The organism is Streptomyces silaceus (assembly GCF_001419745.1).
GTDB lineage: Bacteria > Actinomycetota > Actinomycetes > Streptomycetales > Streptomycetaceae > Streptomyces > Streptomyces silaceus.
The window spans coordinates 1-13977 of the sequence record NZ_LIRJ01000448.1; the positions used below are offsets into that span (position 1 = coordinate 1).

The 13977-nt window shown below is 72.8% G+C and carries 15 protein-coding genes; 9 read left to right on the plus strand and 6 right to left on the minus strand.

Going from position 1 to position 13977, the window contains the following annotated elements:
• Window positions 1–1918: hypothetical protein (locus tag AOK22_RS33385; protein WP_055702460.1), on the minus strand; the 1918-nt coding region annotated here is incomplete at its 3' end.
• Between the two features lie 231 nt (window positions 1919–2149).
• Here AOK22_RS33385 and AOK22_RS33390 point away from each other — a divergent pair.
• Window positions 2150–3073 carry a DeoR/GlpR family DNA-binding transcription regulator gene (locus AOK22_RS33390; RefSeq protein WP_079036988.1) on the plus strand — a complete coding sequence of 308 codons (924 nt, stop codon included), beginning with the start codon at window positions 2150–2152 and terminating at the stop codon, window positions 3071–3073.
• Between the two features lie 97 nt (window positions 3074–3170).
• Complete coding sequence (locus tag AOK22_RS33395; protein ID WP_055702461.1) at window positions 3171–3650, plus strand: SRPBCC family protein; 480 nt, start codon at window positions 3171–3173, stop codon at window positions 3648–3650.
• A gap of 47 nt (window positions 3651–3697) precedes the next feature.
• Here the strand turns inward: AOK22_RS33395 and cds1 are convergent, their stop codons facing one another.
• The gene (gene cds1 / locus AOK22_RS33400; RefSeq protein ID WP_055702470.1) at window positions 3698–4795 is read right to left on the minus strand and encodes an L-cysteine desulfhydrase Cds1; all 1098 of its coding nucleotides are present in this window, start codon (window positions 4793–4795) and stop codon (window positions 3698–3700) included.
• A 326-nt stretch (window positions 4796–5121) separates the two neighbouring features.
• On the opposite strand from cds1, the gene AOK22_RS33405 reads away from it, so the two are divergent.
• Together AOK22_RS33405 and AOK22_RS33410 are read left to right on the plus strand one after the other, a co-directional pair.
• Window positions 5122–5454: a BRO-N domain-containing protein gene (locus AOK22_RS33405; RefSeq protein ID WP_055702462.1), complete on the plus strand. Its 333-nt coding sequence runs from the start codon at window positions 5122–5124 to the stop codon at window positions 5452–5454.
• A 193-nt stretch (window positions 5455–5647) separates the two neighbouring features.
• Window positions 5648–6121, plus strand: coding sequence for an ATP-binding protein (locus AOK22_RS33410; RefSeq protein WP_055702463.1), 474 nt, complete (start codon window positions 5648–5650; stop codon window positions 6119–6121).
• A gap of 98 nt (window positions 6122–6219) precedes the next feature.
• Here the strand turns inward: AOK22_RS33410 and AOK22_RS33415 are convergent, their stop codons facing one another.
• The 3 genes from AOK22_RS33415 to AOK22_RS33425 are packed head-to-tail and all read right to left on the minus strand — an operon-like array spanning window position 6220 to window position 9949.
• Window positions 6220–8781: an ABC transporter permease gene (locus tag AOK22_RS33415; protein ID WP_055702471.1), complete on the minus strand. Its 2562-nt coding sequence runs from the start codon at window positions 8779–8781 to the stop codon at window positions 6220–6222.
• A gap of 5 nt (window positions 8782–8786) precedes the next feature.
• A complete protein-coding gene (locus AOK22_RS33420; protein ID WP_244165211.1) occupies window positions 8787–9650 on the minus strand; it encodes an ABC transporter ATP-binding protein in 864 nt (287 codons plus the stop codon).
• A complete protein-coding gene (locus AOK22_RS33425; protein ID WP_055702464.1) occupies window positions 9647–9949 on the minus strand; it encodes an SHOCT domain-containing protein in 303 nt (100 codons plus the stop codon). The genes AOK22_RS33420 and AOK22_RS33425 overlap by 4 nt, the downstream gene beginning before the upstream one ends.
• Window positions 9950–10111: 162 nt before the next feature.
• Here AOK22_RS33425 and AOK22_RS33430 point away from each other — a divergent pair, with 162 nt between their 5' ends.
• The 4 genes from AOK22_RS33430 (at window position 10112) to AOK22_RS33445 (ending at window position 12728) form a co-directional block, all read left to right on the plus strand.
• A complete protein-coding gene (locus AOK22_RS33430; RefSeq protein WP_055702465.1) occupies window positions 10112–10696 on the plus strand; it encodes a TetR/AcrR family transcriptional regulator in 585 nt (194 codons plus the stop codon).
• A 48-nt stretch (window positions 10697–10744) separates the two neighbouring features.
• Window positions 10745–11140, plus strand: coding sequence for a (R)-mandelonitrile lyase (locus AOK22_RS33435; protein ID WP_055702466.1), 396 nt, complete (start codon window positions 10745–10747; stop codon window positions 11138–11140).
• 23 nt (window positions 11141–11163) lie between these two features.
• Window positions 11164–11748, plus strand: coding sequence for a DUF4865 family protein (locus tag AOK22_RS33440; protein ID WP_055702467.1), 585 nt, complete (start codon window positions 11164–11166; stop codon window positions 11746–11748).
• Window positions 11749–11846: 98 nt separating this feature from the next.
• On the plus strand, window positions 11847–12728 hold the full coding sequence (locus AOK22_RS33445; protein ID WP_055702472.1) for a phosphotriesterase family protein: 882 nt from the start codon (window positions 11847–11849) through the stop codon (window positions 12726–12728).
• A 39-nt stretch (window positions 12729–12767) separates the two neighbouring features.
• Here AOK22_RS33445 and AOK22_RS33450 read toward each other — a convergent pair whose 3' ends face one another.
• A complete protein-coding gene (locus AOK22_RS33450) occupies window positions 12768–13358 on the minus strand; it encodes a DUF4352 domain-containing protein (RefSeq protein WP_055702468.1) in 591 nt (196 codons plus the stop codon).
• A gap of 218 nt (window positions 13359–13576) precedes the next feature.
• Between AOK22_RS33450 and AOK22_RS33455 the strand changes: the two genes are divergently transcribed.
• Window positions 13577–13977 (plus strand): TetR/AcrR family transcriptional regulator (locus AOK22_RS33455; protein WP_055702469.1); only part of this gene is annotated, 401 nt, incomplete at its 3' end.

Below are 13977 nucleotides of genomic sequence, written 5' to 3' on the forward strand. Positions count from 1 at the left end.
GGCGCAGCTGCCAGGCGGCGGCCGCCGCGAGGACGCTGCCCTGGGAGTGGCCGGAGAGGACGAGCCGGCCGCCGGTGGCCTGCGTGGCGCGCGTCCAGGCGGCCATGCGCCAGGTCAGGTCGGGCACCGCGCGCTCGGCGTAGCAGGGCGGGGCGAAGGGGTGGGCGGCGCGCGGCCAGAACGTGCCGACGTCCCAGAGGATGCCGATGGTGCGGCGGGCCGAGGGGTCCTTGTAGGCGCGGCGGCCCCAGGTGACGAACAGTATGAAGCCGAAGCCGATCAGCCAGGAGCCGAGGGCCTGTGCGGTCTCGGCCGCGCCCTCCACGACGTCGGGGGTGCCCTGGGCGGCCTGCTCGGGTGTCGTGCCGGACAGCCACGCGCCCGTGAGGGCCGCGGCGCCGAGCAGGAGCGTCACGGCGGAGATGATGCCGACGAGCAGGGGCGCGCGGTCGGTCAGGGCGGCCCGGGCGCGGGTGCCCGCGATGCGGCGGGTACGCGTGGAGTCCTCGGGCTCGCCGGGGTGGTCGAGCGGGATCCGCGTCAGCTCGCGGCGCTTGCGGCGCACCGTCTGGACGCCGAACCAGGCGCACAGCACGGCGACGACCACCAGGAGCGGCGGGATCACGGACGCCTGCCAGGTGAGCAGGACGGGCGGCCCGTCGATCGAGCCCTGGGTGCCGTCCAGCCAGTCGGCGACGCGCTGGGCGCCGCCGCCGGACATCACTCCGCCGAGCGCGCAGGAGAGCATGGCGACGGCGGGGCCGCCGAAGCCGCGGATCGCGGTGCGGGCGTCGGGCGAGGTGCGGTGCAGCAGGTGGGCGACCACCGCAAGGCCGACGACCAGCAGTCCCTGGACGAGCGCGATGCCGCCGAACGTGGCGTCGCCCGGCAGCCTGCCCGCGGAGCGCCAGTCGGGGCGTGACCAGCCCGCATACAGCAGGGTGAGCACGAGGACGACGAGCGCGCTCAGCGGCAGCCGGCGCACCAGCGTCCGGTCCAGCCTGCGGTCGAGCCTGTTCTCGCTGCGCCCCCTGCGGCACACCACCCAGACGACGACGGCGCCGCCCAGGACGAGCGTCGCGTCCAGGGCCCAGCCGAGGGCGTCCAGCAGGGCGGGCCCGGAGGGCCGTCGGTCGTGCCGCGCGGCCGAGGTGCCGACCGCCGCGGCGACGGTGAGCAGCCCCGCGGCCGTGTGGGCGGCGCGCAGCCGGGCCACCAGGCGCCGGCCATACCAGAAGCCGGGCCTGCCGAGCGCGGTGCGGCTGGTCTCCTCCTCCGGGTCGTCCTGGTGGGGCAGCGGCTGCTGGGACTCGTACGCGCTCCAGGTGCGGTGGGAGAGGTACCAGAGCAGGCCGGTGAGCGCGGTGGGCACGGCGGCGGCGAGGGCCAGGCGGCGGCCGGGCTGGGACCACCAGCCGCCGTCGCCGGACGCGTCGGTCGCGAGGAAGCCGAGCCAGGCGCGGTCAGCGGCGCACGCGGGGGTGCCCGCGCACTGCCAGGCCGTGAGGTCGAGGGCGACCTCGCAGGCGGCGGCGACCAGGAGCACGGTCAGGGTGAGCCCGACCAGGCGCACCAGCAGGCCGTAGGTGCGGACGAGGCGTTTGCGGTGGCGCGAGGTGGGGCGCATCCAGTGGGCGAGGTTGACCACCATGAAGGGCAGCAGCAGGAGCCACAGGGCGCGGGAGCCGTTGCCGGAGGTGAGGTTGCACCAGACGTAGGCCTCGGGGACCGGTTTTCCCCGGTAGTCGTCGGGGCGCCGCTCGGCGTCGGCGTCCTCGGTGCGGCGGAAGACGGCCGCCGTGTCGTCGCCGGAGATCCGCACGGTGCGCGGGTCGTCCAGCATCTTCTCCGGTGTCGTTCCGCCGACTCCGTGGACCAGGAGTTCCAGGGCGGTCTCGTCCTGAGTGGCACGCTCCACTGTTTCGCTTCCCCCGAGCTGCGCGTTGTGGGAGAACAAGGATCTCGGGTCGTGGCGCTGCGCGCACCCCTCGTCACGCAATCTCCCCTTTCCGGGAGGCACGGTTCACCGGCCAGGGGGCGGTGCGCGCGGTCGTGGGCGGTGGCACGGCTGTCGGCGGCACATGCGAGGATGAGGCAGCGCGCCGCGCGGGCGCGCCGGGCGTGACGAGGCAGAAGGGCCGGACAGGGCGTGAGCGACAATCAGAACCTCCTCGCCGAGCAGCGCCGTGCCCTGATCCTCGACGAGGTGCGCCGCCGGGGCGGCGTCCGCGTCAATGAACTGACCCGCAAGCTCGGCGTGTCGGACATGACGGTCCGCCGCGACCTGGACGCGCTGGCCCGTCAGGGCGTGCTGGAGAAGGTGCACGGCGGCGCGGTGCCGGTGGTCGAGGCGAGCACGCACGAGCCGGGGTTCGAGGCCAAGTCGGGCCTGGAGCTGAGCGCCAAGGAGGACATCGCGCGGACCGCGGCGACCCTGGTGTCGCCGGGCACGGCGATCGCGCTCTCCGGCGGCACGACGACGTACGCGCTTGCGCACCACCTCCTGGACGTCCCGGACCTGACGGTGGTGACGAACTCGGTGCGGGTGGCGGACGTCTTCCACTCCGCGCAGCGCACCTCCGGGCAGCGGCAGGGCGCGGCGACGGTCGTCCTGACCGGCGGTGTGCGCACGCCCTCGGACTCGCTGGTGGGCCCGGTCGCGGACCAGGCGATCGGGGCGCTCCACTTCGATGTGCTCTTCCTCGGTGTGCACGGCATATCGCTGGAGGCGGGCCTGTCGACGCCGAATCTCGCGGAGGCGGAGACGAACCGGCGCCTGGTGCAGTCGGCGCGGCGCGTGGTGGTGGTCGCGGACCACACCAAGTGGGGGACGGTGGGCCTGAGTTCGTTCGCGACGCTCGCGCAGGTCGACACGCTGGTGACCGACGCGGGGCTGCCCGCGGAGGCGCGTGTGGAGATCTCGGAGCACCTCAACCGCCTGGTGGTGACGGGCGAGCGCACGGCGGGCGAAGCCGACGGCACGGGCACGGACGGCGCCGCGGGCACGGTGGGCCCGGACGCCGCCACGGCCTCGGGCGCGGTCACCAACTCCGAGGCCACCACAGACATCTGACGGTCCGACAGCTACAGTGTCGGTGGCCGGTCCGGCGGCTCCTGAGGACCGCGGCCGGCCACGTCAACCGTCCCGTTCCGCTGGGGGGCAGAGTCCGATGGCACGCCGACTGAGTCCCGTGGGGCTCGACTTCGTCGCATCCGCTCCGCTGCGTCTGGTCTTCGCCCGCGAGGTGAGCGCGCCGCCCGAGGCGGTCTACCGCGCGCTCGCCGACGACGTGGTGGGCTGGCCCCAGTGGTTCACCGCCGTCACCCTGTGCCGGCCGACCGACGGCGGCAAGGGCCGCGAGGTCCGCCTCAAGGGCGGCACCCGCTTCCAGGAGTCGATCCTCGCGAGCGAGGAGTCCACGCGGTACGCCTATCGCGTGGACGTGACGAACGCGCCCGCGCTGCGCGCCCTCGTCGAGGAGTGGCGCCTCACCCCGGCCGGTACCGGTACGCGCGTCCAGTGGACCTTCGCCGCGGACGGCCCCGCGCTGTTCCGCGGCGCCCTGAGGGTCGGGCGCCCGGGTCTGGGCCGGGCGTTCCGCGACGCCGTCACGGCCCTGGACAAGCGGCTCGCGGCGACCAAGGCCTGAGGCCCGCCCCGACCCGGCCACCGCCACCGTCGAAACCGCCGAAACCGCTAGCGGGGCCACGCCCCCGTGGTGAGCAGCGTCTCGATCGCCTGCTCATAGGGCGCGATGTCCAGGCCCTGTTCGGCCAGCCACGCGTCCGAGTAGTACTTGTCCAGATAACGGTCGCCGCCGTCGCAGATCAGGGTGACGACGCTGCCGGTGCGGCCCGCGGCCACCATCTCGGCGACGATCTTCAGGGCGCTCCACAGGCCCGTACCGGTCGAGCCGCCCGCCTTGCGGCCGATGGCCCCCTCCAGGGCGCGCACGGCGGCGACGGAGGCCGCGTCGGGCACCTTCATCATGCGGTCGATCGCGCCGGGCACGAAGCTCGGCTCCATGCGGGGCCTGCCGATGCCCTCGATGCGGGAGCCGCAGTCGCTCGTCGCGTCCGGGTCGTCCTTCGTCCAGCCGTCGAAGAAACAGGAGTTCTCCGGGTCGGCGACACAGATGCGGGTGTCGTGCTGCATGTAGTGGACGTAGCGCGCGATCGTGGCCGAGGTGCCGCCGGTGCCGGCGGTGGCGACGATCCAGGTGGGCTCGGGGTAGCGCTCCAGCCGCAGCTGCTGGTACATCGATTCGGCGATGTTGTTGTTGCCCCGCCAGTCGGTGGCCCGCTCCGCGTAGGTGAACTGGTCCATGTAGTGGCCGCCGGTCTCGACGGCGAGGGCGGCGGACTCGGCGTACATCGTGCGCGGATCGTCCACGAAGTGGCACCGTCCGCCATGGAATTCGATCAGTCGGCACTTCTCGGCGCTGGTCGTGCGCGGCATCACCGCGATGAAGGGCACGCCGATCAGCTTCGCGAAGTACGCCTCGGAGACGGCCGTCGAGCCGCTGGACGCCTCGATCACCGGACGGCCCGGCCTGATCCAGCCGTTGCACAGGCCGTAGAGGAACAGCGAGCGGGCCAGGCGGTGCTTGAGGCTGCCGGTGGGGTGGGTCGACTCGTCCTTGAGGTACAGGTCGATGCCCCACTGCTCGGGCAGCGGGAAGCGCAGCAGATGGGTGTCGGCGGAACGGTTGGCGTCGGCCTGGACCTTGCGGACGGCCTCTTTGAGCCAGGCGCGGTACTCGGCGTCGCTGTGGTCTACGTCGAGTGTGGGCATCGGCTCGTCGGCCCGATGCTGCTGTGTGGTGCTCACGGCGGGGCTCCTTCGCGTCGTGCCGGACGCGATTCGACGCGGCCGTACACCTCGATCTTAAACACCCTCCGCACGCTTCTCACCTGCATAAACACACCTTTGAGCACCTCAAAGACACTGCTGGCGCAGGCTCCGTACGAGCGCTTCGGCGGGCCACCGTGCGCCGGTCCGCGCTCCGGGGCGGCGTCTACATGCGCACTGGTGCTCGACGCCGCGTGCGTGCAGACTGCACCGCACGGGACGCAGTCCCGATCGGACGGATGCACACGAGCGCAAGGGGGCAGAGCGTCATGGCGGAGCCGGAATTCACGGCCACGGGCGTGCGGATCGGGCGGCGGCTGCGCTCCCTCACACGGGCCGGGCAGGTCCGTATCACCGACGGACGGCTGGAGTTGCTGACCAGCTACGGCACGGAGATCGACAGCGCTCCGGTCCAGGCGGTGCGCACCGGCAAGCCGTGGTTCGCGGCGGAGGACCGGGCTCTCGCGGACGTGAACGGCAGGCGCTATCTGCTCACCCTCGGCGATCACGATCCCGGTCCCGGCGAGGCCGGACCGCCGACGGTGCGCCGCTTCATCGAGGCGGTGCGCAGCGCAACGGAACACGTCCGTCCGCGCGGCTGAGCGGACCCCTCGGCGCCACGCGCGACTTGCACGCCCGCATCCCCTGGGTCACTCTGGTCTCACATCACTCTGGGTTTATCGGCGATGACGCTGCGAACCAGCCCGCCGACCACACAGCAGGCGGCAGACCACGCGGCCCCTGCTGGATCCGAACGTCGTCTTCTTCCGGACCTCATTTCGGGGAGTCGCAACCGTGATCAGCCAGCCAAGCAGGCATTGCACGGTAGAGCTCCAAGCCCTGCCGTCGCGGATCGGCCAGGTCCGCAGAATCGTATCTGCGCAGTTGCGCTACTGGCATCTCGATCCTTTGATAGACCAGGCCGCCCTCGGTGTGACCGAGCTGCTCACCAACGTTCACCGCCATGCGGAGCCGGACAAAGTGTGCACCGTGGAGATAGAGCTCCTGCTCGACCATCTCACGGTCTCCGTCCACGACCACGACCCACGGCTCCCCCAGCTCCGCGACGCGGACCCCTTCGCGACCTGCGGCCGGGGCCTCGCGATGGTCGCGGCGGTCAGCGAGAACTGGGGAGTGCGCCCTCTGGGCGACGCGGGAAAGACCGTCTGGTTCACGCTCTCCGCCCCCTCCCCCGCGGTGGCCCTGCCCTCGTACCCCTGGTGCGGGGCGATCGCGAAGACCCCCGCCCGGTCGGCCGTTGTCGGCTGACCGGGCGGTGACGTGTCCTGTGCTCCTTTCGCGGTACGCCGAGTCGTCGTACGGCACTACGCAGTACGGCACTACGCAGTACGCCACTTCGCCGTACGTCATTCGGTGGCGATGGCCCGCAGCACATCGAGGCGCGCCGCCCGACGAGCCGGCCGCAGGCCTGCCAAGGCACCCGCGGCCAGGCCCACCAGGGCGACCACCACGAGCTGCACCGGCGGGACGGCGAACGCGAACGCGCTGTCGCTCGCCCCGTCGGACGCCTTGACGAGCACCCAGCCGAGGAACCCGCCGAGCACGAGCCCGCCCACCGTGCCGAAGGCGGCCACGAGCACCGACTCCCAGCGGACCATGGCCCGCAGCTGGGCCCTGGTCTGCCCGACGGCCCTCAACAGGCCCAGTTCCCGGGTCCGTTCGTGGATCGCGAGGGTCAGGGTGTTGGCGATGCCCAGCAGCGCGATGAGCACGGCGAGGGCGAGCAGCGCGTAGACGAGGGTGAGCATCATGTCGATGCCGCCCGCCGCGGACCGCGCGTACTCGTCGCGGGTCTGCACGTCCGGATTTCCGTGGTCCCGCGCGGTCTCGGCCACGGCGGCCCTGCCGTCCGCCGTGCTCACGCCGTCCTTGAAGGTGACGGAGACCAGGCTGTCGGCGTCCTGAGTGCGGTGGGGTGCCCAGGCCGCACGGCTGATGACGTAGTCGCCCGCGAGCTCCGAGCGGCCGTAGACGGCACGGACCGTGAAGGTCTCCTTCGTGCCGTCCGCGAAGGCCAGCAGGGCGCGGGACCCGACCGTGAGGTGCTGTTTGTCCGCCTCGGAGCGGGTGATCGCGATGCCGTCGTCGCCGAGTGCGTCGAGGGAGCCCTCGATCCTGCCGAGCGCGAAGGAGTCGGCGAAGGGAGCGGGATCGGTGACGGTCAGGGCGCGGCCCTCGCCGTTGACCCGTGCGGCGCCCTTGCCGAGGCCGACGGCGGTCTCCACCTCGGGGAGCTCGGCGAGCGCGGGGGCCAGTTTCGGACTGAGTCCGCTGCCGCCCGCGCCGAAGCCGGGGGTGCTCACCGCGACGTCGCCCGCGAAGGAGCGGTTGACCGTCTGGTCCATCGTGGCCTTCAGCGAGGCCCCGAAGACCGTGAAGAGGGAGACGACGGCCACGCCGATCATCAGCGCGCTCGCGGTGGCGGCGGTCCGCTTGGGGCTGCGCAGGGCGTTGCGGCGCGCGAGACCGCCCGTGACGCCGCGCAGCCGGTCCAGAGGTCCGCCGAGGACGCGTACGGCGCGCGTGGAGGCGACCGGACCGAGCACCACGAACGAGGCGAGGGCGAGGACCGCGCCGACGCCCGCCAGCCAGATCGACGGGCTGACCAGGACGCCGGTCAGGGCGACCCCCACAGCCGCCGGCGCGAGGACGGCCCCCACGACGGCGCGACGGCGCGAGGCGCCCGAGTGGTCCACCGCGGTCTCGCGCAGCGCGGCGAGGGGCGCGGTGCGTCCGGCCCGTACCGCGGGCAGCAGCGCGGAGCCCAGGCAGACCAGCACGCCGACGGCGAGCGGCAGCAGCATGGACGGCGCGCTGATCACCAAGTCGCCCTCGGGAAAGGGGAATCCGATCGCGGGGAAGAGCGCCTGGAGGCCCGCCGCGATGCCGATGCCGGCGGCGAGGCCCGCGGCCGACGCCACCACGGCGACGGCGCTCGCCTCGACGAGGGTGGCCGCGGTGACCTGGCGGCGCGAGGCGCCGAGCGCGCGCAGCAGGGCGTTCTCGCGGGTGCGCTGGGCGACGACGATGGCGAAGGTGTTGTGGATGCTGAAGGTGGCGACGAGGAGCGCCACTCCGGAGAACACCAGCAGGAAGCTGGTGAACAGCGTCAGGAACTGGCCGGAGACGTTGTCGGTGTTCTCGGCCGCCGACGCCTCACCCGTGATGGCCTCGACTCCCTTGGGCAGGACGGGAGTCAGCGCGTCGACGAGTTCCTGCTCGCTGACGCCGGGGCCCGCCCGCACCTGGATGGTCGAGGCCTCGCCGGGCTTGGGGGTGAGGTACTTCTCGGCGTCGGCCCGGGTCATTCCGGTGAAGGTGGTCTGCGCCATGCCGTCCTCGCCGCCGAAGGTCGCGAGGCCGACGATCCTCACCTCGACGGGGTCGGGGGTGCGCAGCGTCGTCGTGTCGCCGATCCTCAGGTCGCCGGACGTGGCGGCGCCGCGGTTGACGACGACCTCGCCGGACTTCTCCGGGGCGCGGCCTTCGGCCAGTCGGTACGCGTTGAGCTCGGTGTCGTCGATCCAGTTGCCGGCGAGGGTGGGCGGGCCCTGGCCGCCGATGGGCTCGCCGTCCTTGCCGAGCAGCTGGCCCGCGCCCTGGATGCTGGGCGCGGCGGCGGCCACCGCGTCGGACTTCTCGATCGTCGCGACGAGGTCCGTGCTGACGGGCTCACGCGTGCCCTGGCTGTCGTCGGGGGTGGTGATGCTGTCGGCGCTGCGGACGACGGCGTCGGTGCCGCTGGTCGCGTTGCCGAACATGGTGTCGAAGCTCGCGCGCAGGGTGTCGCCCATCACGAGGGTGCCCGCCAGGAAGGCGACGCCGAGCATGACGGCGAGGAACGTGCCCGCGAAGCGGCGCTTGTGGCCGCGCAGTGAGGACAGGCTGATGCGCGTGGAGGCCCTCAGGGAGCTCATGACGACGGCTCCTTCCGGTGGGGACGCGCGCCGGGGCGCGTGCCGGGTCCGGCGTCGGGGCGCGTGGCGGAGTGGCCGTCGGGGAGCGCGGCGGGCGGCCGCGCGTCGAAGGCCTTCATCCGGTCGAGGACCCGGTCCGCCGTCGGCGACTCCATCCGGTCCACGAGGCGCCCGTCGGCGAGGAAGACGACCTCGTCGGCGTGGGCGGCGGCCACCGGGTCGTGGGTGACCATGACGACGGTCCGGCCCATCCCGCGCACCGCGCGGCCGAGGAGGTTCAGCACCTCCTCGCCGGAGCGCGAGTCGAGGTTGCCGGTCGGTTCGTCGGCGAAGACGACATCGGGCCGGCCCGCGAACGCCCGTGCCACGGCGACGCGTTGCTGCTGTCCGCCGGAGAGTTCGGCGGGCCGGTGGTGGAGCCGGTCGCGCAGCCCGACGACGTCGACGAGGGCGTCCGTCCAGTCGCGGTCGCCGCGCACACCCGCGAGGTCCATGGGCAGGGTGATGTTCTCGGCCACGGTCAGCGTCGGCACCAGGTTGAAGGCCTGGAAGACGAAGCCGATGCGGTCGCGGCGCAGCAGCGTCAGGCGCCGGTCGTCCAGCGTGCCGAGCTCCGTGTCGCCGATGAAGGCGGCCCCCGAGGTGAGCGTGTCCAGGCCCGCCGCGCAGTGCATGAGGGTGGACTTGCCCGAGCCCGACGGGCCCATGATCGCGGTGAAGCGTCCGGCCGGGAAGCCGACGCTCACCCCGTCCAGGGCCCGTACGGCGGTGTCGCCGGTGCCGTAGACCTTCACGGCGTCGGTGACGCGGGCGGCGGCGGTGCGCACGGTCCGGGTGGCGGGGCCGGTCGCGGTGCTCATGCCGCACCGCCCTTGGCGGAACGCCCGAACTCCGCGTCGAGGACGCTCAGGCGGCGCCAGTACTCGTCCTCGTCGATCTCACCGGAGGCGAAGCGCCGGCCGAGCACGGCGATGGGCGAGTTCGCGTCGACACCGGTGGCCGTTCCGGGGCCGCCGCCGAAGCGGAACGGTCCGCGTCGGCCGCGCCCCACGGTGCGGCGGAGCAGGGTGACCGCGCCGATCACGACGGCGGCCCAGATGAGCGGGAAAAAGAGGATCCACGGGCCGGGCCCGCCGTCCCACTGCGCCAGGGTCTGCATCTGAAGTCATCTCCTCCGAAGCGGTTTCCGCGATGCCTCCAACCTCGCCCCGGCACCCCCCTCACGTCGTCGTACGGCCAGCGGCACCCCGCGTACCACCCCGGGAGTACGTGCGGCGCACGCGCCTGCTCCCGCAACCGGTGGATCTCTGTACCTACTAGTATGTACAGTGAGCGCATGAGCACTCCGGAGCGTCTGATCGAGTCCACCCGCGAGCTCCTGTGGGAGCGGGGTTACGTCGGTACGAGCCCCAAGGCCATCCAGCAGCACGCGGGCGCGGGGCAGGGCAGCATGTACCACCACTTCGCGGGCAAGCCCGACCTGGCGCTCGCGGCGATCCGGCGCACCGCGGAGGAGATGCGCGCCACCGCGGAGGCGGTCCTCGGCGGCTCCGGGTCGGCGTACGAGCGCGTCGAGGCGTATCTGCTGCGCGAGCGCGACGTGTTGAGGGGCTGCCCGGTCGGGCGGCTCACGATGGACCCGGACGTCATCGCCAGCGACGAGCTGCGCGCGCCCGTCACCGAGACGCTCGACTGGCTGCGCGAGCGGCTTGCCGGAATCGTCGAAGAGGGCCGCGCACAGGGCGAGTTCATCGCCTCGATCGACCCGCGCGAGACCGCTTCGGCGGTGGTCGCCACGGTCCAGGGCGGCTATGTCCTGGCCCGCTCGTCCGCGTCCCCCGCCGCGTTCGACGCCGCGGTGCGCGGTCTGCTCGCGCTCCTCGCGGCCGCCCGCACCACCACGTAGCCCCCCCACCAGCACCCAGTCCACCACCACACGACAAGGATCCGTACGTTGCACATCACCCGGAACCGTCCCGACAGCGCGCAGGGCCCCGCGGAGCACTTCACCGGGAGCGTCTGGCTCGACGAGATCGCCGCTCCCCCGGCTCCGTCCCGGCTGCGCATGTTCAGCGTCCACTTCACCCCCGGAGCGCACACGGCCTGGCACACCCACCCGCACGGCCAGGTCCTGCACGTCACCGAGGGCGAGGGGTTCGTCCAGCGCGAGGGTGGTCCGGTGGAGCCGATCCGCGCGGGCGACACCGTCTGGATCGAGCCGGGCGAGGCGCACTGGCACGGCGCGGGACCCCGGACGTTCATGACGCATCTGGCGACGGTCGAGGCCGCCGAGGACGGGGCGACCGTCGACTGGGGCGCGCACGTCGACGCCGAGACCTACCCCAACTGAGCCCGCGCCCGCAGGAGTTCGCGATGCATGCCATGCAGTACGACATCACCCTGCCCGCCGACTACGACATGGGGATCATCCGCCACCGTGTCGCCTCGAAGGGCCACCTCCTGGACGATTTCCCCGGACTCGGCTTCAAGGCGTACCTGATGCGGGAGCGGGGCAGGGACGGCTCGCCCGTGAACCAGTACGCGCCGTTCTACCTCTGGAACACCCCCGAGGGCATGAACTCCTTCCTCTGGGGTCCTGGTTTCCAGGGGCTCTCCGACGACTTCGGACGGCCTGAGGTGCGGCACTGGACGGCGCTCGCGTACGAGGACGGGGACGCGGCCGGGGCCGTGGCGCGGGCGGCGGTCCGACACCGCCGGCGCGTTCCCGTGTCGGCGCGACTGCCGGAGTTCGCCGCCGAACTCGCCGACGAGGCAAGAGTGCTGGCGAGCAAGGGCGGGGCGGTGGGCGCGCTGGCCGCCGTGGACCCGCGCACCTGGGAAGCGGTGACGTTCTCCCTCTGGGACCACGCGTCGCCCGCGGGGACCGGTGAGGTCTTCCAGGTGCTGCACGTGTCGTCACCGGAGCGGGCGGAGCTGGGGCGGGGGCGGCAGTGGTGACGCGCGAGACTTCTTCCGGGAGACCGGCGGACGAGACCTCTTCAGAGAGGGCGGCGCAGGAGACCTCCTCCGCGAGCGTTCGGACGGTCCTCGGTGACATCGCCCCCGGGGACCTCGGCGTCTGCGACGCCCACGACCACCTCTTCATCCGCAGTCCTCAACTCCCGGGCCAGGAAATGGACTCGGCGGACGCGGCGGCCGGTGAACTGGCCGCGTTCCGCGCGGTGGGCGGGCAGAGCGTCATCCAGTGGACCCCGCACGGCATGGGGCGCCGCGCCGAGCTGCTGCCCGAGCTGTCGCGGGCGGCGGGGGTGCGCCTCGTCGCGTCGACGGGCCTGCACCAAGCCGCCCACTACACGACGGAATTGCTCGACCGGCTGCGCGAGCAGGGCCTGGCGGAGCTCTTCGTGCGCGAACTGACCGAAGGCATCGGGGACTCGGGCGTACGCGCCGGGATGATCAAGGTCGCGGGCGGCTTCCACGGGCTCGACGCCCACGCGCGCTGGACCATGGAGGCGGCGGCCGAGGCGCACCACGCCACGGGCGCGCCGATCGCCGTCCACCTGGAGCTGGGCACGGGCGCGCTCGACGTACTCGACCTGCTCTGCGGCGAGTTGGCGGTCCCCGCGCACCGGGTGATCCTCGGCCACCTCAACCGAAGCCCCGACCTCGACACGCACCTCCAGGCCGCACGTTCGGGCGCCCACCTGGCCTTCGACGGCCCCTCGCGCGCCCACCACGCGACGGACTGGCGCATGCCGGACGCGGTCCGCTCGCTGACGGAGGCGGGCTTCGGTGACCGCATCCTGCTCGGCGGGGACACGACGACGTCGGCGGCGCGGTCGGTGCACGGCGGGCCGGGGATGCCGCACCTCCTGCGCAGGGTGCGCCCCCGCCTCGAACTCGCCGTGGGCGAAGAGACGGTGACGCGGATCCTGACGGTGAACCCCGGGCGGGCGTTCGGGGTGGAGTGGCCGTAGGAAGCCGCTCCGCCGGTACCCGAGGCACCCGACACTCCGTCAGCCGACCTGCCACTGGCCGGTGTCGGCGGCGAAGCCCGAATCGGGTGTCCACTGCACGCTGGTGACGGCGGAATCCTGCGGGACCTCGAAGGTCAGCCAGCCGCGGGCCGCCTCGCCGGGCGGGATCTTGACCGGGGTCGCCATGGCCGGTCCCGCCGTGATCTCCCCGAGGGTCGCGGGGAAGCGCCGGCCCGTCTTGTCGGCCACCTGAGCCCCGTTGCTCGGCGCGTCCTCGTAGACCTTCGCCCCCTTGTTGACCAGCTTGAGCCGGGCGGCGACCCACTTCTTGCCGGCGGCCGGCTCGAGCACCGCGTTCGCGGACTTCGCCCGGTCGACGAAGTCCTCGACGGTCGCGTCGATCCGCGAGCCGCGCTTCAGGCCCTGCAGCGAGACGGTGTCGCCGACCCGGGCCTTGCCCGGATCCGGCGCCTCTCCCCCGCCGTCGGGCTTCGCGGACTTCGAACCGTCCTTGGAAGCGGGTGACTTGGTCTTCGGCTTCGTGACGACGTCGCCGTCGTCGCCACCGCACGCGACCGTGCCGCCGAACGTCAGGACCGAGAGGACGACGGCTGCGATGAGTCGACGCATCGTGACCTCCTCGAAGTGCCAGTGGGAGGAGGTTCATGGTGAACCCGCGGGACACCGGGGCAAGCCCTCGCGCGCACATCGTGCGTGAACCGCCGCCGGAACGCCCCCGGCACGTGACGTTCCGGCGCTCCGGCTCGTCCCACCTCCGCCAGGACGGGCCTCCGGCCGCACACGACACGTATTGCACCGACCGTTCCAAAACCTGTACGGTACCGGACATGGCCCGACCGAGGACTTTCGACGAGGAGCGGGCCCTGGACGCGGCGATGCGCGCCTTCTGGGCGAATGGCTACGAGGCCACCTCGACCCAGGACCTGTGCGAAGCCACCGGACTGGGCCGCAGCAGCATCTACAACACGTTCAGCAGCAAGCACGACCTGTTCCGGCGGGCCCTGGCCCGCTACATGGACAGCATGAACACCGCCCAGATCGCGATCCTGGAGGACGTGGAGCGGTCGGCGACGGACCGGCTGCGCGCGCTGTTCGCCCGCGTCATCGACGGCGAGTTCGAGCAGCGCCGCGACGGCCACAGCATCGGCTGCCTCACGGTCAACACCACCGTCGAGCTCGCCGGGCGCGACCCCGAGGCCACCGGCATGCTGGAGCGCGACCTCGCGCT

Bases quoted from the DNA above. Each gene is read 5' to 3' on its own strand.
- AOK22_RS33420 (WP_244165211.1), bottom strand. From the start codon at position 9,650: ATGAGCACCGCGACCGGCCCCGCCACCCGGACCGTGCGCACCGCCGCC.
- cds1 (WP_055702470.1), bottom strand. From the start codon at position 4,795: ATGCCCACACTCGACGTAGACCACAGCGACGCCGAGTACCGCGCCTGG.
- AOK22_RS33430 (WP_055702465.1), top strand. From the start codon at position 10,112: ATGTACAGTGAGCGCATGAGCACTCCGGAGCGTCTGATCGAGTCCACC.
- AOK22_RS33405 (WP_055702462.1), top strand. From the start codon at position 5,122: ATGGCGGAGCCGGAATTCACGGCCACGGGCGTGCGGATCGGGCGGCGG.
- AOK22_RS33395 (WP_055702461.1), top strand. From the start codon at position 3,171: ATGGCACGCCGACTGAGTCCCGTGGGGCTCGACTTCGTCGCATCCGCT.
- AOK22_RS33450 (WP_055702468.1), bottom strand. From the start codon at position 13,358: ATGCGTCGACTCATCGCAGCCGTCGTCCTCTCGGTCCTGACGTTCGGC.
- AOK22_RS33440 (WP_055702467.1), top strand. From the start codon at position 11,164: ATGCATGCCATGCAGTACGACATCACCCTGCCCGCCGACTACGACATG.
- AOK22_RS33425 (WP_055702464.1), bottom strand. From the start codon at position 9,949: ATGCAGACCCTGGCGCAGTGGGACGGCGGGCCCGGCCCGTGGATCCTC.